Here is a 19,861-nt window from a genome sequence, read left to right as displayed (position 1 = left end):
GTCTCCCAGCTTAAAAGCGGGAGAAATCATTGAAAAGTGCAAGCCCCATTAATAACACCAGTAACATAGCACCAATGCGATAACTGAAGTCTTGTACACGCTCGGAGACTGGCCCCCCCTTAATCTTTTCGATAGCAAGGAAAAGCAAGTGTCCACCATCTAGTACAGGTAATGGGAACAAATTAATGATCCCAAGATTGACGCTAATCAGCGCCAGAAACATTAAATAATACACCAAGCCAGAATCCGCCGATACTCCGGCACCTTTGGCAATGGAAATCGGGCCACTCAAGTTATTAAGTTTTAAGTCACCCACAATCAATTTGCCGATCATATTGACAGTCAGCTTCATTAATTGCCAAGTCTTTCCTCCTGCCTCATAAATGGCGGAAAAAGGTCCATATTGCTGAATAACCTTGTATTCATCCGCCAGTGGAATGATTTTCAGTTCGGCGCCAGCAAACCCCTCCTCACGGCCGTTGGATAATTTTCTGACTTCTGGAGTCAGGGACAAGGAGATCATTCCCCCAGCTCTCGCAACGTCCAATTTTAGAGGAACATCAGGATTCTTCCTGACAAAAGATGAAAAAGTGTGCCATACATCTACATCTTGATCGTTGACTTTAACGATCCTATCCCCACTTTGTAAACCCGCTTTTTCAGCGGCTGAAGCAGGATAAATTTTTTCTACTTGCGAACTAAGCCGCGGTACAACGGGCATAATTCCCAAAGACAGCAAAACATCCTGCTTGGAAGGATCGAAGCTCCATTGACTTAAATCCAGTGTCTTTTGGACACTGTCAAGTGCATTCAGAGGCAAGACATCCATAGTGACCGATGTCGCCCCCACTTTACCAACCATAGCAAGACGTACTGAATTCCAATCAGGAGTTTCGATACCATTAACGGCTTTTAGTTCCATTCCAGACAAAATATTTGCCTGTGCAGCAATCGAATTTGGCTTAACATCCAACACGACCGGACGCACAGATGGCACGCCAATCACAAAAACCAGCCAATAAGCGATCACCGCCAGAATGAAGTTTGCAATTGGCCCAGCGCTGATAACTGCCGCGCGCTGGCCAATCGTTTTGTTATTAAATGCCATATGACGACGTTCGGGAGCCACTTCTCCAACCCGTTCATCGAGCATTTTGACATATCCACCAAGGGGGATAAGAGCGATAACGTATTCGGTTCCCTGTTTATCTGTACGACGCCAAAGCACCTTGCCAAATCCGATGGAAAAGCGTTCAACGTAGATACCGCACCGTCTGGCAACCCAAAAATGACCAAACTCATGCACTGTGATGAGAACACCCAAAGCAACAATAAATGCAGCCAGATTCCAGAGAATATCCATTACGTACCTTCAGAGAGTAAATCCAGAAGAAATCAACATAACCAGCCCAGCAAACACTGGAACTGCCGCAGTTAGACTATCAACCCTATCCATGACACCGCCATGCCCTGGAATCAATTGACTACTGTCTTTGATCCCAGATTCCCGCTTGAACATACTTTCAACCAAATCACCAAAGACCGAGGCAAACACCACCACCGTAGAAATCAGCAACAAATGTTCTGGCATCGCGCGGACAGGGGCAAATTTACCAAACAACCACGAAATCAGTGCAGCCGTTAATAACCCACCAACCAGCCCCTCAAGCGTCTTGCCTGGGGAGACCTTTGGAGCCATTTTATGTTTACCCATTGTACGGCCGAAAATATAAGCACCTGAATCAGCAGCCCATACCAACAGCATGACGTACAGCAACCACCATGCGCCATCATAGGAATTATTTTCATAGCCCTGGGTACGCAGTACCATCATCCCACAATAGAATGGCACGATAGTCAGAACCCCAAATAGCAGGCGCAAGGCAACCGACGCTTTCCAGATCGAAGCAGAAGCCGGATAAGTCACCACCAATAAAATGGCGGCTATCCACCAAAGCATGCCCGCCCACAATAAGTATGCAATTTGTGGTTTTTCGATGAGATGAGAAAAATCCGACAAAGAATACTGCAAGGCCAATAACCCTACAGCAAATAACACAGCCAGTGTAATACGTTTAATTTGAGTGAAGAGACCTGCAAATTGTCCCCATTCCCAGGCAGCAAGAGCTGAAACAGCAATGACAACCAGCCCAAACCCTGCTGGGGGGAGAAAAAACAGCGCTACAATCACAAGCGGAATCAATATCAACGTAGTTAAAAGACGGTACTTCAGCAAGTTCTCCTCCTATGATCCCACTTCGGCATCGTCTGTTGTTCCGCCAAATCGGCGGTCTCGTTTGGCAAAGGCATTAATCGCACCTTCAAAAACAGTTTCATTAAAATCAGGCCAAAGTATATCGGTAAAATAGAATTCTGCATAAGCAATCTGCCATAGCAGGAAGTTACTGATACGATGTTCACCCCCCGTTCTAATCACCAGATCGACTTCAGGCTGCTGACTTAAATTGATGAAATTATCAACTGTAGCTTCGGTAATCTCTTCAGGAGCCAATTCATTGGATTTAATCTTTTCAGCAATTTGTTGAAAACTCTGAACCAGATCCCAACGACCACCATAGTTAGCAGCAATATTAAGCTGCAATCCGGTATTGTCCGCTGTTAGTTCAACAGAGCGACGGATACGCTCCCGCAACCGTGAGCTAAAACGACTGATATCACCAATCACAGACAATTTCACATTGTGTTTATGCAGGTTTTTTACTTCATTATCGAGAGCAAAAACAAACAATTCCATCAATGAACTGACTTCCTGCTGTGGGCGATTCCAGTTTTCGCTGCTAAAAGCATATAGTGTCAGTGAGTTAATATTATGTTTCACTGAAAAACTCACGGCACTGCGTACAGCTTTGATTCCTGCACGGTGGCCAAAGACTCTCAATTTGCCCCGTTTTTTTGCCCAGCGACCGTTGCCATCCATAATGATGGCGACATGTCTGGGTAATGTTGGCAATGAGTCACTATCACTGGGAGATATCACTCAAAATAATCCTTAAATAACTAAGCTGACTTTTGGTAAACTCAATCACTTCCACATGAAAAAGCCGTGTCACGTGTCAACAATTACCACGGATAGCACGGCTATTTCTGGCACGACTGAATGAAAGCCTTTGTCTTTGATATGCCTACGCTTACCTGTGTTAACATGCAGGCACCCGATAATTAAAACGGCTATTATAGCAACTGTAATTTACCCGCGAACTATATCATTTGCCAAAACGCAAACCTATACTTATCAAGAAAACTTGCTATTTGGCAAAGGTGCTTATGGCTTCTTTCGCTAAGAGCCTCGCTATGTTATCGATTTCTAAGACTTCTTCGATACTTTGAGGTTCAGATAAATTTACTTTTTCAACCACCAACCGATTGATTGTCGCAATATCTGTGAAACGGATTCCACCTTGCAAAAAAACATCAACGGTTTCTTCATTTGCTGCATTCAACGCCGTTGTTGCCGCCTGTCCCTGGTGACAAGCCTCAATCGCCAGTTTCAAACAAGGATAACGCTGATAATCCAGAGATTCAAAAGTGAGCATGCTCAATTCAGTAAAATCTAATGGCTTTGCCCCAGATGGAATACGATTAGGATAAGCCATCGCATAAGCGATTGGGGTACACATATCCTGCGTTCCCAGTTGCGCGATGATGCTGCCATCCTGATAACGAACCATCGAATGAATAATCGATTGGGGATGCAATAATACTTCCATCTCATCTGCTGATGCATTGAACAGGTAACGCGCTTCGATATATTCCAATCCCTTGTTCATCATGGTAGCAGAATCAACCGAAATTTTGCGTCCCATTGACCAGATAGGATGAGCACATGCTTCATCTGGAGTCACATTGGGCAGCTTCGCCAAAGGCGTCTTGCGGAATGGTCCGCCCGATCCCGTCAGGATAATGCTGGAAATACCCTGATCTTTTAAGTTTGCCTTGCCAAGGTTATGTTGAACCTCCTCCGGCAGACTTTGGAAAATGGCATTATGTTCGCTATCAATTGGCAACAATTGCGCTTTATATTGCACAACCGCATCCATAAACAGACGGCCACTGGTAATCAAAGATTCTTTGTTAGCCAGCAAAACTTGTTTGCCCTTGCGGATAGCGGCTAACGTCGGTAATAAACCGGCGACGCCAACAATGGCTGACATGACTTGATCGACGTCTTCCAATGCAGCTAAATCACAAATAGCGTCTTTACCAAACAACACTTCAGTTTGGCTTCCTTGCTCCTGCAATAACTGGCGCAGCGCTTTTGCTGACGGCTCATCTGCCATTGCTGCATATTGTGGGTGGAATTCCAAACATTGCTGTGCCATGACTTCAATATTTTTCCCAGCAACCAGTGCGACGACACTGAATTTTTCCGGGTTATTGCGGACAACAGAAAGCGTACTTTTCCCAATCGAACCCGTTGAGCCAAGAATAGTTAACCGTTTCATTTTAATACTCTAAGTATGCTACTGATATAAAATTGTAATGGAAAATCGCAACAGAAAATTGTCATAGTTTGAGCGGTGCAGATCGCTATGTCCATCGCTTGAGAAAGAAATGTGATACGAAGTGTAATATCCAGGATAAGAACAACGCCGCAAGAGCTGCGGCGTTGTATGCATGAAGCGGCAATTAGAAATCCATCAACTCAGTTTCTTTATTAGCCAGCACCTCATCAATTTTCTTAATGAAGCTGTCAGTCAGTTTCTGAATGTCATCTTGTGAACGACGTTCTTCATCTTCACTGATTTCTTTGTCTTTCAACAGTGCCTTGACCTTATCGTTCGCATCACGGCGAATGTTACGGATGGAGACACGACCTTGTTCCGCTTCTCCACGCACAACTTTAATGAGATCTTTACGGCGCTCTTCTGTCAGTGGTGGCAATGGAACACGAATAATGGTTCCGGCAGAAGATGGGTTCAGACCCAGATCAGAAGCCATAATCGCCTTTTCAACCGCCGCAGTCATAGAACGATCAAATACGGTGATTGCCAAAGTGCGGGCATCTTCTGCAACGACGTTTGCAATCTGGCGCAATGGAGTCGCAGCGCCATAATACTCAACGCTGATGCCATCCAACAGGCTAGGAGAAGCACGGCCAGTACGAACCTTGCTAATTTGATTTTTCAGTGCTTCGACGCTTTTTTCCATGCGGTCTTGTGCGTCTTTCTTGATTTCATTAATCACGTTACAAACCCTTGGGAGATGGTTATTTTTTAGGCCACATTGTATAAGTCATAGATTGCGTAAATCATAGATAAATGAACCGAACACGCTACGACATATGTGACCCTGTGTCATTAAATTTGGCGCATCAGGACGCTGATCATACCGTCAAATTTCACCCATGTCTCTGAGCACGAACGGTGAAAAATCAGTCGTGAAAAATCAACGTACCTTCACTTTCCCCCATCACAACACGACGAAGTGCGCCTGGTTTGTTCATATTAAAGACACGAATTGGCAGGTTATGGTCACGAGCCAGCGTAAAGGCCGCCAGATCCATCACTTTCAATTCACGCTCCAATACTTCTTGATAAGTGAGCTTATTGTAGAGAACGGCTTCAGGATCTTTTGCAGGATCAGCAGAGTAAACGCCATCAACTTTGGTTGCTTTTAACACAACATCCGCTTCGATTTCAATGCCACGCAGACATGCAGCGGAATCGGTCGTAAAGAACGGATTGCCAGTACCCGCAGAGAAAATAACAACACGACCGTGACGCAGTAAGCTTATCGCCTCAGCCCAGCTATAATTGTCACATACGCCATTCAGTGGAATGGCAGACATCAAACGAGCGTTCACATAGGCGCGGTGCAAAGCATCACGCATTGCCAGACCATTCATCACCGTCGCCAACATGCCCATGTGGTCGCCTACTACACGGTTCATTCCTGCTTCGGCCAAACCGGCTCCACGAAACAGGTTACCTCCTCCAATAACGACACCGACTTGAATACCCAGCTCAACCAGTTCTTTGATTTCCTGAGCCATGCGGTCTAAGACACTGGCGTCGATACCAAAACCTTCTGCGCCTTGCAGGGCTTCTCCACTGAGCTTAAGCAGGATTCTCTGATATACGGGTTTTGCATTGGTTGCCATGGTGTTCAGTCCTAAGCAGATAAGGATATTGGGGATAGATTATGATTTACTCAACTACTACACATCCACGCTATACAGCCCAGATGTAAAAATTCATCATGAGATAAAACAGAACCGCCAACCGGCGGCTCCGTTTAAGAAAATTAAGACTGTTTGCTCATTGCAGCAACTTCTGCTGCGAAATCAGCTTCAACTTTCTCAATACCTTCACCAACTTCAAAACGGATGAAGTTGATAACGTTAGCATTGTTTTCTTTCAGCAGATCGCCAACAGATTTGCTTGGGTCCATCACGAAGTTCTGACCAGTCAGAGAGATTTCGCCGGTGAATTTGTTCATACGGCCAGAAACCATTTTCTCTGCGATTTCGCGAGGCTTGCCAGACTGCATTGCGATGTCCAACTGGATCTGATGCTCACGCTCAACAACGTCAGCAGGAACGTCAGTTGGGTTCACATATTCTGGCTTGCTTGCCGCAACGTGCATTGCGACGTGTTTGATCAGTTCTTCGTTTGCGCCTTCAGCAGCAACCAGAACGCCGATACGGGAACCGTGCAGGTAAGAACCAACCGCTTCACCTTCCAGAATAGCAACGCGACGGATATTGATGTTCTCACCAATTTTCGCTACCAGGCCAGTACGCTGTTCTTCGAACTTCGCTTTCAGTGCATCGATGTCAGCGTTTTTGTCTGCCATAACAGAAGTGATAACTTCTTTACCGAACGCCAGGAAGCCAGAATCTTTAGCAACGAAGTCAGTTTCACAGTTCAGTTCAACGATAGCTGCGAATTTAGCATCAGCCGCAACTTCAACCAGAATAACACCTTCAGCAGCAACACGGCCTGCTTTCTTAGCCGCTTTTGCCTGACCTGATTTACGCATGTTATCGATAGCCAGTTCGATATCACCATTTGCTTCAACCAGTGCTTTTTTACATTCCATCATGCCTGCGCCAGTACGCTCACGCAGTTCTTTTACCAGAGCAGCGGTAATGTCAGCCATTTGTTTTATTCCTCGATGTGTCTCGCGGGAAGATAATATTCCGCGTGGAAAGTTCTATATCAGATAATAGTTCTATACCAGATAGGTAAAGGGGGCCATAACAGGCCCCCTAACCAATATATTTCAATACCTGGTTAATAAGGGCTCAAACAAAATGAGCAGGCCTTATTATTCAGCGTCTACAAGACCTTCTTCAGCCTGAACAGCCAGATCTTGAGAACGACCTTCACGAACAGCGGTAGCTGCCGCAGTCAGGTACAGTTTAACTGCACGGATTGCGTCGTCGTTACCAGGGATGATGAAGTCAACGCCATCTGGATCAGAGTTGGTATCAACGATAGCAAATACAGGGATACCCAGGTTGTTTGCTTCTTTGATAGCAATGTGTTCGTGTTCAGCGTCGATAACAAACAGAGCATCAGGCAGGCCGCCCATGTCTTTGATACCGCCCAGGCTGTTTTCCAGTTTGCCAAGCTCACGAGAACGCATCAGCGCTTCTTTTTTAGTCAGCTTGTCAAAAGTACCGTCCTGAGACTGAATTTCCAGATCTTTCAAACGTTTGATTGACTGACGAACAGTTTTCCAGTTAGTCAGCATACCACCCAACCAACGGTGGTTAACGAAGTATTGGTCACAGCTCAATGCTGATTCTTTTACTGCTTCGCTAGCAGCACGCTTGGTGCCAACAAACAGAATTTTACCTTTACGGGAAGCGATTTTGTTCAGCTCTGCCAAAGCACCGTTGAACATTGGAACAGTTTTTTCCAGGTTGATGATATGAACTTTGTTACGAGCACCAAAGATGAAAGGTTTCATTTTTGGGTTCCAGTAACGAGTCTGGTGACCGAAGTGAACGCCCGCTTGCAGCATATCGCGCATGGAAACAGTTGCCATTTTAGACCTCTATAAAGTTAATTGGGGTTATGCCTCCACAGATCCCATGACACCGACTCCTTGGCTGCGGGCAAGTCATATCAATGAGTTAACCGCATAAGAGCACCCCGGTGTATGTGCCGATCCGTGTGTGTTATTTACACATAATGAGTTTATTTAGTATCCCTGACGAATTGCCTCACATCAGAAACAATTACGCAGAATACCGGCGCGCTTTATACCATAAACCACCACCAGACTCCAATATTTGTTACAGCTATGTTTGTTACAACTACGTTTATTACAGCTACTAATGTGGGTTATATTGGCATCCATTCAGTGGGCTGATACCATTACCGACAACACTTTCCTTAATTAATATCAAGTAGTCGGTGATTTTCCGACTTAAATGGATCCATTTCATGGCTATCTCTATCAAAACAGAAGAAGACATTCAGAAAATGCGGGTTGCCGGACGTCTGGCCGCCGAAGTTCTGGAAATGATTGCGCCTTATGTTAAGGCTGGTGTCACTACAGGTGAACTTGATCGTATCTGCCACAAGCATATTACCGAACAACAACAGGCCATCTCGGCGTGTCTGGGCTACCACGGATTTCCTAAATCCGTATGTATCTCCGTCAATGATGTGGTTTGCCACGGTATTCCAAGCGATGATAAGGTTCTGAAAGAAGGTGATATCGTCAATATTGACGTGACAGTCATCAAAGATGAGTTTCACGGTGATACTTCTAAAATGTTTATTGTCGGCAAGCCAACCATTCAAGGTGAGCGCCTGTGCCGCGTCACTCAAGAAAGCTTGTACCTTGCCCTGAAAATGGTGAAGCCTGGCATCCGTCTGCGTACCATTGGCAAGGCAATTCAGCAGTTTGTCGAAAGTCACGATTACTCTGTTGTCCGCGAATACTGCGGCCACGGTATCGGCAGAGGCTTCCACGAAGAACCTCATGTTCTGCATTATGATGCTGATGATGGCGGTGTGGTATTGCAAAAAGGCATGGCATTCACCATTGAGCCGATGGTCAACGCCGGTGATTTTCGTATCCGCTCCATGAAAGATGGCTGGACAGTGAAAACCAAAGATCGCGGGTGGTCTGCACAGTACGAGCACACGATTGTCGTTACCGATAATGGTTGCGAAATCATGACATTGCGCCAAGAAGAAGAAGCACATATCTCAGCGGTATTAGTGAACGCATAATTACCAGCTAACGCAATTTATTAAATTTAATCAATAAGCTCCCTACTATCTTCAACTCACGGGGAGCTTTTATCTCTGTCAATAATACCCTGTTCATCCTATAGTTTTCTCAGTAATCTGGTCACCATAGTCTGCTTCCTCGCGGGCTTTCTCAAAATAGGTTTCTGCATATGCCGGTTGATATCTCCTTAGCGCAAGCACCCGTTCCGCCCCTTTCTCCTGTGGAATTTTCCCACGATGATCTGCAATTTCCTGCCCTAAAACAGCATATTGATGAATTCCAGCTATGGCTTGAGCACGCATTCAAGGCAGGGATCTCACCGGATGCACTGATTCACACCCGCAGTGACTATATTGATCAACTTCTTAAGCGATTATGGCAGGAACAGGGATTTGATCAGATCGCTTCCTTTTCCCTGATTGCGGTGGGTGGCTATGGTCGCCGCGAATTACATCCTCTCTCTGACATTGACCTATTGATTCTGAGCGAATCGCCATTGACTGAAGCGCAATCAACTCGTCTTGGGCAGTTTATTGCCCTACTTTGGGATATTCACCTTGAAGTCGGCCACAGTGTCAGGACATTCAAAGAATGCCAGCAAAAAGGGCTTTCCGACCCGACTATCGCAACTAACCTCATTGAATCTCGCTTAATTTGTGGGGACTTACCGCTATTTCTACGCTTGCAGAAATATATTTTCAGTGATGATTTCTGGCCATCTGCCCAATTTTTCGCAGCCAAAATTACTGAACAACAAGAACGCCATCAACGCTATCACAGCACCAGTTACAATCTGGAACCCGATATCAAAAGCAGCCCAGGGGGGCTACGCGATATCCACACGTTACTTTGGGTTGCTCATCGCCATTTTGGTGCCACTTCCTTAGATGAAATGGTTAATTTTGGTTTCCTGACTCAGGAAGAACGCAATGAATTGAACGAATGTCAGAATTTTCTCTGGCGTATCCGTTTTGCGCTTCATTTGGTTGTTACCCGTTACGATAACCGATTGCTATTCGAACGTCAGTTTAGTGTTGCCCAACTACTCGGCTACGAAGGAGAAAGAAATCAGCCTGTCGAGCGAATGATGAAAGATTTCTATCGTATGACCCGCCGCGTCAGTGAACTAAATAACATGCTGCTGCAACTGTTTAATGAGGCCATCTTGGCGCTGCAACCCAATGAGAAACCACGAACCCTTAACGCTGAGTTTCAATTGCGGGGAAACCGTATCGATCTCATTGATGAAACGCTGTTTAGCCATGATCCCACTTCAATATTGAGAATGTTTTATCACATGGCTGAACATCGGGAAATTGAAGGGATCTATTCCACGACATTGCGCCAGCTTCGCTATGCGCGGAGAAATCTGACGATTCCGCTGTGTGAACTCCCCGAAGCACGAAAAATTTTCATGGATATTCTGCGCCATCCCCATGCTGTTACTGGGGCGCTACTCCCAATGCACCTGCATAGTGTCTTAGGGGCTTATATGCCATTTTGGAGTCATATTGTTGGTCAGATGCAATTTGACCTTTTTCATGCTTATACCGTTGATGAACACACCATCCGCGTACTGCAAAAACTGGAAAGTTTTGCCGATGAAAACAACCGTGTGATCCATCCCCTGTGTGTTGAAATTTATCCACGTCTGCCGCAACCAGAGTTATTGCGGCTGGCGGCTTTTTTCCATGATATTGCCAAAGGTCGCAATGGCGATCATTCTGAGCTGGGTGCTAAAGATGCCTTCGTTTTCGCACAACAGCATGGCCTGACAAACCACGAAGCTGAATTGGTGGAATGGCTGGTTCGCGACCATCTGCTGATGTCAGTGACTGCACAGCGGCGGGATATTCAAGATCCAGAAATTATCCAACAATTTGCCAGCCAGGTTAAAAATCAAAACCGCCTTAATTACTTAGTCTGCCTGACCGTCGCAGATATTTGTGCTACTAACGCTAAACTGTGGAATAGCTGGAAACAGAGCCTGATACGTGAACTCTATTTCGCTACTGAAACCCAATTGCGCCAAGGTATTCAAAATACCCCTGATTTACGGGAACGTATCCGTAACAATCGCTTGCAAGCATTAGCTCTTCTGCGCCAAGAAAATATCGACGAGCAGCGTTTACACAATATCTGGAGCCGTTGTCATGCCGATTATTTTCTGCGCCATACCCCTGATCAATTAGCGTGGCACGCCAGCCACTTAATCCATCACCCCGCCCAGGAACCCATGGTTTTGATCAGTACCGCATTCTCTCACGGTGGCACAGAAATTTTTATTTGGTGCCAAGATCGCCCTTCGCTTTTTGCCGCCGTTGTGGGGGAATTGGACAAACGTAATTTAAGTGTCCATGATGCCCAAATCTTCACCAATCGCGATGAAATGGCGATGGATACCTTTGTTATTTTAGATCCTAACGGCCATCCGTTGGCATTTGATCGTCACGAACCTACCCGCCGTGCCTTATTGAAAGTCGTGAACGATCCACATCCTAAAGTACTCAAGGCACGCAACCTTCCCGCCAAGCTGCGCCATTTTAATGTCCCAACCAAAGTTAACTTTTTACCGACAAAAAATGCTCGCCGTACTTATATGGAGTTGGTTGCATTGGATCAGCCAGGATTATTGGCACGGGTAGGTAATATTTTTGCCGAATTGGGTGTTTTCTTACATGGAGCCCGTATTACGACCATTGGTGAACGTGTGGAAGACTTTTTTGTATTAGCGGATAAAGATCAAAACGCATTACATAAAAAAATAAAGGATGAATTATCAGAAAGGTTGACAGAAGCCCTCGATACACAGGATAAACTACAACAAGATTCTCTTAACAGAAATTAGGAACCGCATACTTATGCAGCAATTACAAACGACTATCGAAAATGCATTTGAAAACCGCGTTAACATCACCCCAACAACCGTTGATAGTGCAACCCGCGATGCCATTAATCAGGTTATTCAAATGCTGGACAGCGGCAAATTGCGTGTTGCTGAAAAAATCGACGGAGAGTGGGTAACTCATCAATGGCTGAAAAAAGCGGTATTGCTCTCCTTCCGCATTAATGACAACCAAGTGATGGAAGGTGCTGAAAGCCGCTATTTCGACAAAGTTCCGATGAAATTTGCTGACTACGATCAGGTACGTTTTGAAGAAGAAGGATTCCGTGTCGTGCCTCCTGCGGCTGTCCGTCAGGGCGCTTATATCGCCCGTAATACCGTATTGATGCCCTCTTACGTCAACCTTGGTGCTTACGTGGATGAAGGCACAATGGTAGACACTTGGGCAACAGTCGGCTCCTGTGCTCAGATCGGTAAAAATGTTCACTTATCCGGTGGGGTTGGTATTGGCGGTGTCCTGGAACCCTTGCAAGCCAACCCAACCATCATTGAAGACAATTGCTTTATCGGCGCCCGCTCTGAGATTGTAGAAGGCGTTATCGTAGAAGAAGGCTCTGTGATCTCAATGGGTGTTTACATCGGCCAAAGTACCAAGATTTATGATCGCGAAACCGGCGAAATCCATTATGGTCGCGTACCCGCGGGTTCCGTCGTCGTATCCGGTAATCTTCCGTCGCAAGATGGCCGCTATAGCCTGTATTGCGCGGTTATCGTGAAAAAGGTTGATGCTAAGACCCGTGGTAAAGTCGGTCTTAATGAACTGCTAAGAAATATTGATTAAATTTAGAAAATTGGGATAGGGGCTAATCTCACGATTAGCCTCCTCCCACACCACCGTACATACGGGTCCGTATGCGGCGGTTCAGTTATGTTTATTGTCGCCTGCCTTAGATATCCGGTAGGCTCATTTCTCTGAACAACTTATTTGGCAATGCTATACACAGCGCTGGCGATTGACTGACGTGCCATTGCTTGTGACAACTTCCGGCTGTCTGAGCTGCAAGGTCATGACTCACGCCTCTTTCCCTGAGTTAACACGGTAGAAAAGTGATTACTGCTGTAGGATTAGGGGAATGAGTCAAGTACAGGATGAGCATAAATCACTCATCCTGTCTAAAAACGGTTAAGCGTGTTTCACTTCACCAATCGGCAGAACAGTACGGCCATATTGTTCATTCAGAACTTCAGCCATTGCCAGATAGAAAGCACTCACACCACAGATAACGCCTTCAAAACCTGCGAAGGTTAAGATGCTGGCATTACCGGTGATATTGCCAATTGCCAGCAATGCAAACAGCAGCGTCAGGCTGCCAAAGACAAATTGCAGGACACGGTTAGCTTTCAACGTACCAAAGAACATAAACAGCGTGAAAATCCCCCACAAAGCGAGATAAACGCCAAGGAATTCATGACTTGTTGCTTCAGCCAGCCCCATCTTTGGCAGGAACAGCAAAGCGATCAGGCTCAACCAGAACAGGCCATAAGAAGTAAATGCGGTTGCAGCAAATGTATTTCCTTTCTTGTACTCAAAGATGCCAGCCAGTACCTGAGCCAAACCACCGTAAAAAATTCCCATGCTCAAAATTGCTGAAGCTAATGGGAAAAAACCTGCATTATGCAGATTTAACAAAATGGTTGTCATACCAAAACCCATTAAACCCAGTGGGCCTGGATTTGCTAATTGATTAGAATGCATATTTTCCCTAAAAAATATAAGTAAAACAAAATATTAAAAAAGTTATCGTGGCGCTTTCCTGCACAAAGAAATCAGAAAAGGCGGCGGATCATAATGTGATGACATCAGCTACACAATGGCCTGCGAAAAATTTTTTTATTAAATCTCAATTTTTTTTCAACTCTCCCCTTGATGATGAGATGAATGACCCCATCTAAGTCTCAACTACAGTTACTACTGAATATTTCGGCATTAGCTGGAAAACAAAATGAGGAATGTCTGGCAAATTGCGCCATTGAAAAGCAAACATTCGCCCTCATATAGCTAGTAACTTGACCGAATATATGAATTTTTTGTGGAGGCGTTTAGATGGGTAAAATTATTGGTATCGACTTGGGAACTACCAACTCTTGTGTAGCAATTATGGACGGCACAACGACTCGTGTGCTTGAAAACAGCGAAGGTGACCGTACCACACCTTCTATCATCGCATATACTCAGGATGGTGAAACTCTGGTTGGTCAACCAGCTAAACGTCAGGCTGTTACTAACCCGCAAAACACCCTGTTCGCCATTAAGCGCTTGATTGGCCGTCGTTTCCAGGACGAAGAAGTACAGCGTGACGTATCTATCATGCCATACAAAATCATGGGTGCGGATAACGGCGATGCATGGCTGGAAGTGAAAGGCCAAAAAATCGCACCACCTCAGGTTTCTGCTGAAGTTCTGAAAAAAATGAAGAAAACAGCGGAAGACTATCTGGGTGAACCCGTAACCGAAGCGGTGATCACCGTTCCTGCATACTTCAATGATGCACAGCGTCAGGCAACTAAAGATGCTGGTCGTATCGCAGGTCTGGAAGTTAAGCGTATCATCAACGAACCTACTGCGGCTGCACTGGCTTACGGCCTGGACAGAGAAGTAGGCAACCGCACTATCGCGGTTTATGACTTGGGTGGCGGTACTTTCGATATCTCTATCATCGAAATCGATGAAGTTGATGGCGAAAAAACGTATGAAGTTCTGGCAACCAATGGTGATACCCACTTAGGTGGTGAAGACTTCGACAGCCGCATGATCAACTATCTGGTTGACGAGTTTAAGAAAGAACAAGGCATCGATCTGCGTAATGACCCACTGGCAATGCAGCGTCTGAAAGAAGCAGCAGAAAAAGCGAAAATCGAACTTTCTTCTGCACAGCAGACTGATGTCAACCTGCCATACATCACAGCAGATGCAACCGGTCCTAAGCACATGAACGTTAAAGTGACTCGTGCAAAACTGGAATCACTGGTTGAAGACTTGGTTAAACGTTCTATCGAGCCTCTGAAAGTTGCATTGAATGATGCTGGCCTGTCTGTCTCTGACGTTAACGACGTTATTCTGGTTGGTGGTCAGACTCGTATGCCAATGGTGCAGAAAGCCGTTGCAGATTTCTTCGGCAAAGAGCCACGTAAAGACGTGAACCCAGACGAAGCCGTAGCAATGGGTGCAGCGGTTCAGGGCGGTGTACTGGCAGGTGACGTGAAAGACGTTCTGCTGCTGGACGTAACTCCACTGTCTCTGGGTATTGAAACCATGGGCGGCGTGATGACTTCCCTGATTTCTAAGAACACCACTATCCCAACTAAACATAGTCAAGTGTTCTCTACAGCGGAAGACAACCAATCTGCGGTAACAATCCATGTACTACAGGGTGAGCGTAAGCGTGCCAGCGATAACAAATCTCTGGGTCAGTTCAACCTGGATGGTATTCAGCCAGCAATGCGCGGTACTCCGCAGATCGAAGTGACTTTCGATATCGATGCTGACGGTATCCTGCACGTTTCTGCAAAAGACAAAAATTCTGGTCGTGAGCAAAACATCACCATCAAGGCATCTTCTGGTTTGAACGAAGAAGAAATCCAACAGATGGTACGTGACGCAGAAGCAAACGCAGAAGCTGACCGTAAGTTTGAAGAGTTGGTTCAGATCCGTAACCAAGCTGACCAATTGATCCACGGCACGCGTAAGCAAGTTGAAGAAGCGGGTGACAAACTCACTGCGGATGATAAAGCGGCAATCGAGAAAGCAACTTCTGAACTGGAAACTGCGGCGAAAGGCGAAGATAAAGCTGAAATTGAAGCGAAGATCCAAGCTCTGGTTGAAGCATCCAAGAAACTGCTGGAAATTGCACAACAACAAGCCCAGGCGGGTGCTGCCGATGCTGGCGCAAGCAACGCGAAGAAAGACGACGACGTTGTAGACGCTGAATTCGAAGAAGTTAAAGACAAAAAATAATAGCCCTTAGCGGGCAAAGTAACAGGGCGCCTGTTACTTGTTAACTGGCACGGGCGTTGAGGTAACTCCACGCCCGTGCGTGCGTGTTAAGGGTAAACAATACGATGGCAAAAAAAGATTATTACGAAGTTTTGGGAGTTTCCAAAACCGCAGACGAAAAAGAGATCAAAAAAGCCTATAAACGGTTGGCAATGAAATATCATCCAGACCGTAATCAGGGTGATAAAGAATCAGAAAGTAAATTCAAAGAAATTAAAGAAGCGTATGAGATCCTGACAGATTCTCAGAAACGTGCTGCTTATGACCAATATGGTCACGCGGCCTTTGAACAGGGTGGCATGGGCGGTGGTGCAGGTGGTTTCGGTAGCGGAGCTGACTTTAGCGATATCTTTGGTGACGTTTTCGGAGATATTTTCGGTGGTGGCCGTCGTCAGCAGCGTCCTAGCCGTGGCTCAGACCTGCGTTACAGCATGGAATTAACCCTGGAAGAAGCTGTCCGTGGTGTGACCAAAGAGATCCGCATTCCTACACTAGAATCTTGTGATACCTGCCACGGTAGCGGAGCCAAAGCGGGCACCAGCCCAGAAACTTGTCCAACCTGTCATGGGGCAGGTCAGGTACAAATGCGCCAAGGATTCTTCGCCGTTCAACAGGCTTGCCCGCAGTGTCATGGACGCGGAAAAATCATTAAAGAGCCTTGCGGTAAATGTCATGGACATGGTCGGGTTGAAAAATACAAAACGCTGTCCGTTAAAATTCCAGCAGGCGTTGACACCGGCGATCGCATTCGCTTGAGTGGTGAAGGTGAAGCAGGTGAACTGGGTGCACCATCCGGCGATTTATACGTTCAGGTGCAAGTCAAACCTCACCATATCTTCGAGCGTGATGGCAGCAACCTCTATTGTGAAGTTCCGATCAACTTTGCAATTGCGGCATTGGGTGGCGACATTGAAGTCCCAACTCTGGATGGCCGTGTCAGCCTGAAAATCCCAGCGGAAACCCAGACTGGCAAGTTGTTCCGTATGAAAGGTAAAGGTGTGAAATCCGTCCGTGGCGGTGTTCAGGGCGACTTGCTGTGTCGTGTCGTAGTGGAAACACCGGTTAAGCTGAATGAAGAGCAAAAAGAGCTGATGCGCAAATTGGGCGAATCTTTTGGCGGAAAAAGCGGTGAAACCAACAGCCCTCGCTCTAAAAGTTTCCTCGATGGCGTGAAGAAATTTTTTGATGATCTGACTAAGTAATTTAGTAATTTAATGCTTTTGTGAGATCTCGCATAAATCCCGCCTGATTATCTTTCTAATATTGATAATCAGACGGGATTTCTAATCTATTAAATTACCTTCAATTTTAAAGAGAAGTTATCCTAGCTTTGTAGCAATAACCCCAGCCACAATCACAATACAAGCTAATAATCGCATTTTGCTAAACGGTTCCCGCAAGATAACAACTGACAACAACATGGCAAATAACACGCTAGTTTCGCGCAATGCTGCAACCAGTACGATGGAAGCATGACCCATCGCCCAAATTACGATGCCATAACTTAATAACTGCATCAGCCCGCCCAGTATTCCCTGTTTCCAGTGTTGGTGAAGCATCTTTCCGGCAATATTCCAATATCGGAAATACATAATCGCGCCCATTACCCAACCATTAATAGCAAACAGCCATAAGATATAGGTCAAAGCATTACCGCTGGCTCTGGAGCCCGCTCCATCGGATAAAGTATAACCAGCGGTAAATACCGATGTTGTAATTGCTGCAATTAACGTTTTACGATCCAGTTGAAGAGAATTTTTCCCGTGTGGAAAAGCAATTAACATAATCCCCACGATAATAAGCCCCACTCCCAGCATGGCTAAGGGCGGTAACATTTCTTGTAAAATGCCCCAACTCAATAAAGCAGTAATGAGTGGTGCACAACCTCTGGCAATGGGATATACCTGCCCCAAATCTCCCGTAGCATAAGAGCGGCTTAAAAACAGGCAATAAGCCGTATGTAAAATAGCAGAGAAGATTAACCACGGCAGAGAGGATAATGATGGCAATCCAACCCAAAACAGTCCCAATGTGGCGATAATTCCGGCAAAGAAGACAATGATTGAAATGCCCAAGAACCGATCTGTGCTAATTTTAACTAAAGCATTCCAACTGGCATGTAGCAACGCTGCGCCAAGGACAAACAGGAAAAGTAACGTTGTCATGGAGTCTTTTACTCATATCGTTAGTACAAATAATGATTAAAATTTCTTCTGTTATGCAGTGTAATTTATCAAAATGTCGAAAAACATTATTTCATAATGTTACAATTCGAATATGTCGATTGATATCGCATAAATAATCTACTTTTTCCGATATCATGACTGCCATAACATGCATGACCTTGATCAATTTCATAAGTTAATTTATCCATGACTGCAATCATTCGCCAATTCTTGAAATTAGAGGCTGCTGGAGGGATCTTTCTCATTATAGCGGCCATTATTGCGCTGGTTATGGCGAATACGCCATTGCAGGGTATTTATCATCAATTTCTCAACCTTCCTGTTGCAGTGCAATTCGCAGCGCTGGAAATCAACAAGCCATTATTACTCTGGATCAATGATGGATTAATGGCCGTGTTTTTTCTCATTGTCGGGCTGGAAGTGAAACGGGAACTCATGGAAGGCTCACTTGCTGGTCGCGACAAAGCCATTTTCCCAGCCATTGCTGCACTTGGGGGGATGTTGGCTCCGGCATTGATCTATCTGCTGTTTAATGGCAGTGATGAGATCACCCAACAAGGTTGGGCAATTCCCTGCGCAACAGATATCGCTTTTGCACTAGGGATTATGGCGTTGTTGGGGAAACGCGTTCCCACCGCATTAAAAGTATTTTTGCTTGCGCTGGCGATTATTGATGATTTAGGTGTCATCATCATTATCGCTTTGTTCTATACCAAAACAGTATCTTTGGCAGCATTAGGTTTGGCTATAGCCATGATTGGGCTATTGGTCTGGATGAATTGGAAAGGAATAGCTAAAACATCCGCTTATCTGATTGTAGGGACTGTTTTATGGGTGTGTATCTTGAAATCAGGGGTTCATGCCACACTGGCTGGCGTGATTGTTGGATTCTTAATCCCCCTTCGAGATAAAAAAGGTAGCTCACCCTCAGAAGCCCTGGAGCATGAACTGCATTCATGGGTTGCGTATTTCATTCTGCCACTGTTTGCTTTTGCCAATGCAGGTGTTTCACTACAGGGTGTCACATTAGATGGTTTAACCAGTATATTGCCGATAGGCATTGCACTTGGCCTGTTTATTGGTAAGCCATTGGGTATTTTCCTGTTTAGTTGGATTTCGATAAAACTGGGCATCGCCAAATTGCCGGAAAACATTGGCATGAGACAAATCTTCGCTGTTGCCGTACTGTGTGGAATCGGTTTTACCATGTCTATCTTTATCTCAGGTCTGGCCTTTGAAGGTCTCAATGATACCTTCAGTACTTATTCACGCTTGGGTATATTGGTGGGTTCTACCACCGCAGCAGTTGTCGGTTATGGACTGCTAACCATATTGTTACCGAAGAAAAAACGTAGTCAAAAACAGATGAATAGATTAATTTAAGCACAGATATAGAAAGAATTTCCGAGGTAATTCATTCTCTTAATATTCGCGGCAAAACTGTTATAACTGCGATGCTATAACTGAGATACCGCGAATATTTTCATAGTCATAAAAAATAGTGATAGAACAATAGGAAAACGCCATAATCTGGCGACCTGAAATGTATGGTCACGGCTG

Annotated in this window: 16 protein-coding genes; 6 read left to right on the top strand and 10 right to left on the bottom strand. The window is 45.4% G+C overall.

Annotated features, from left to right (window positions below):
* Positions 1-10: 10 nt before the first annotated feature.
* The 8 genes from rseP to rpsB all read right to left on the bottom strand — a co-directional run bounded on the left by rseP (position 11) and on the right by rpsB (position 8,016).
* Positions 11-1,363, bottom strand: coding sequence for a sigma E protease regulator RseP (gene rseP / locus Xedl_RS08845; protein WP_074023447.1), 1,353 nt, complete (start codon positions 1,361-1,363; stop codon positions 11-13).
* A gap of 9 nt (positions 1,364-1,372) precedes the next feature.
* The gene (gene cdsA / locus Xedl_RS08840) at positions 1,373-2,236 is read right to left on the bottom strand and encodes a phosphatidate cytidylyltransferase (protein WP_074023446.1); all 864 of its coding nucleotides are present in this window, start codon (positions 2,234-2,236) and stop codon (positions 1,373-1,375) included.
* A gap of 9 nt (positions 2,237-2,245) precedes the next feature.
* On the bottom strand, positions 2,246-2,938 hold the full coding sequence (gene uppS, locus Xedl_RS08835; RefSeq protein ID WP_244149686.1) for a polyprenyl diphosphate synthase: 693 nt from the start codon (positions 2,936-2,938) through the stop codon (positions 2,246-2,248).
* 328 nt (positions 2,939-3,266) lie between these two features.
* Positions 3,267-4,463: a 1-deoxy-D-xylulose-5-phosphate reductoisomerase gene (gene ispC, locus Xedl_RS08830; RefSeq protein WP_074023444.1), complete on the bottom strand. Its 1,197-nt coding sequence runs from the start codon at positions 4,461-4,463 to the stop codon at positions 3,267-3,269.
* A gap of 184 nt (positions 4,464-4,647) precedes the next feature.
* A complete protein-coding gene (frr, locus tag Xedl_RS08825; protein ID WP_074023443.1) occupies positions 4,648-5,205 on the bottom strand; it encodes a ribosome recycling factor in 558 nt (185 codons plus the stop codon).
* Positions 5,206-5,392: 187 nt separating this feature from the next.
* Complete coding sequence (pyrH, locus tag Xedl_RS08820; RefSeq protein WP_074023442.1) at positions 5,393-6,121, bottom strand: UMP kinase; 729 nt, start codon at positions 6,119-6,121, stop codon at positions 5,393-5,395.
* Positions 6,122-6,264: 143 nt separating this feature from the next.
* Complete coding sequence (gene tsf, locus Xedl_RS08815) at positions 6,265-7,122, bottom strand: translation elongation factor Ts (RefSeq protein WP_074023441.1); 858 nt, start codon at positions 7,120-7,122, stop codon at positions 6,265-6,267.
* A 168-nt stretch (positions 7,123-7,290) separates the two neighbouring features.
* On the bottom strand, positions 7,291-8,016 hold the full coding sequence (gene rpsB / locus Xedl_RS08810; RefSeq protein WP_074023440.1) for a 30S ribosomal protein S2: 726 nt from the start codon (positions 8,014-8,016) through the stop codon (positions 7,291-7,293).
* Positions 8,017-8,417: 401 nt separating this feature from the next.
* On the opposite strand from rpsB, the gene map reads away from it, so the two are divergent.
* From map to dapD, 3 genes are all read left to right on the top strand, one after another.
* The gene (map, locus tag Xedl_RS08805) at positions 8,418-9,215 is read left to right on the top strand and encodes a type I methionyl aminopeptidase (RefSeq protein WP_074023439.1); all 798 of its coding nucleotides are present in this window, start codon (positions 8,418-8,420) and stop codon (positions 9,213-9,215) included.
* Between the two features lie 170 nt (positions 9,216-9,385).
* Positions 9,386-12,064, top strand: a complete 2,679-nt coding sequence (gene glnD / locus Xedl_RS08800) for a bifunctional uridylyltransferase/uridylyl-removing protein GlnD (protein WP_074023438.1) — start codon at positions 9,386-9,388, stop codon at positions 12,062-12,064.
* 13 nt (positions 12,065-12,077) lie between these two features.
* Positions 12,078-12,902 (top strand): 2,3,4,5-tetrahydropyridine-2,6-dicarboxylate N-succinyltransferase, encoded by an 825-nt coding sequence (dapD, locus tag Xedl_RS08795; protein WP_074023437.1) that lies wholly within the window; start codon positions 12,078-12,080, stop codon positions 12,900-12,902.
* A gap of 342 nt (positions 12,903-13,244) precedes the next feature.
* On the opposite strand, the gene satP is transcribed toward dapD, so the two are convergent.
* Positions 13,245-13,817, bottom strand: a complete 573-nt coding sequence (satP, locus tag Xedl_RS08785; RefSeq protein ID WP_074023436.1) for an acetate uptake transporter — start codon at positions 13,815-13,817, stop codon at positions 13,245-13,247.
* A gap of 348 nt (positions 13,818-14,165) precedes the next feature.
* Between satP and dnaK the strand changes: the two genes are divergently transcribed.
* The gene (gene dnaK / locus Xedl_RS08780) at positions 14,166-16,076 is read left to right on the top strand and encodes a molecular chaperone DnaK (RefSeq protein WP_074023435.1); all 1,911 of its coding nucleotides are present in this window, start codon (positions 14,166-14,168) and stop codon (positions 16,074-16,076) included.
* Between the two features lie 104 nt (positions 16,077-16,180).
* Positions 16,181-17,317 (top strand): molecular chaperone DnaJ, encoded by a 1,137-nt coding sequence (dnaJ, locus tag Xedl_RS08775; protein WP_074023434.1) that lies wholly within the window; start codon positions 16,181-16,183, stop codon positions 17,315-17,317.
* 117 nt (positions 17,318-17,434) lie between these two features.
* Here the strand turns inward: dnaJ and Xedl_RS08770 are convergent, their stop codons facing one another.
* Positions 17,435-18,280 (bottom strand): DMT family transporter, encoded by an 846-nt coding sequence (locus Xedl_RS08770; RefSeq protein ID WP_074023433.1) that lies wholly within the window; start codon positions 18,278-18,280, stop codon positions 17,435-17,437.
* 207 nt (positions 18,281-18,487) lie between these two features.
* Between Xedl_RS08770 and nhaA the strand changes: the two genes are divergently transcribed.
* Positions 18,488-19,684, top strand: coding sequence for a Na+/H+ antiporter NhaA (gene nhaA, locus Xedl_RS08765; RefSeq protein ID WP_074023432.1), 1,197 nt, complete (start codon positions 18,488-18,490; stop codon positions 19,682-19,684).
* The last annotated feature ends 177 nt before the right edge of the window (positions 19,685-19,861 follow it).

It is taken from the genome of Xenorhabdus eapokensis (assembly GCF_001908105.1).
The sequence above is the reverse complement of the archived record's forward strand: the minus strand, read 5'-3'. Positions and strand labels throughout refer to the sequence as shown.

Coding starts and splice junctions, on each gene's coding strand:
- rseP (WP_074023447.1), bottom strand. CDS start 1,363: ATGGATATTCTCTGGAATCTGGCTGCATTTATTGTTGCTTTGGGTGTT.
- uppS (WP_244149686.1), bottom strand. CDS start 2,938: ATGGATGGCAACGGTCGCTGGGCAAAAAAACGGGGCAAATTGAGAGTC.
- ispC (WP_074023444.1), bottom strand. CDS start 4,463: ATGAAACGGTTAACTATTCTTGGCTCAACGGGTTCGATTGGGAAAAGT.
- pyrH (WP_074023442.1), bottom strand. CDS start 6,121: ATGGCAACCAATGCAAAACCCGTATATCAGAGAATCCTGCTTAAGCTC.
- tsf (WP_074023441.1), bottom strand. CDS start 7,122: ATGGCTGACATTACCGCTGCTCTGGTAAAAGAACTGCGTGAGCGTACT.
- rpsB (WP_074023440.1), bottom strand. CDS start 8,016: ATGGCAACTGTTTCCATGCGCGATATGCTGCAAGCGGGCGTTCACTTC.
- map (WP_074023439.1), top strand. CDS start 8,418: ATGGCTATCTCTATCAAAACAGAAGAAGACATTCAGAAAATGCGGGTT.
- glnD (WP_074023438.1), top strand. CDS start 9,386: ATGCCGGTTGATATCTCCTTAGCGCAAGCACCCGTTCCGCCCCTTTCT.
- dapD (WP_074023437.1), top strand. CDS start 12,078: ATGCAGCAATTACAAACGACTATCGAAAATGCATTTGAAAACCGCGTT.
- satP (WP_074023436.1), bottom strand. CDS start 13,817: ATGCATTCTAATCAATTAGCAAATCCAGGCCCACTGGGTTTAATGGGT.
- dnaK (WP_074023435.1), top strand. CDS start 14,166: ATGGGTAAAATTATTGGTATCGACTTGGGAACTACCAACTCTTGTGTA.
- dnaJ (WP_074023434.1), top strand. CDS start 16,181: ATGGCAAAAAAAGATTATTACGAAGTTTTGGGAGTTTCCAAAACCGCA.
- Xedl_RS08770 (WP_074023433.1), bottom strand. CDS start 18,280: ATGACAACGTTACTTTTCCTGTTTGTCCTTGGCGCAGCGTTGCTACAT.
- nhaA (WP_074023432.1), top strand. CDS start 18,488: ATGACTGCAATCATTCGCCAATTCTTGAAATTAGAGGCTGCTGGAGGG.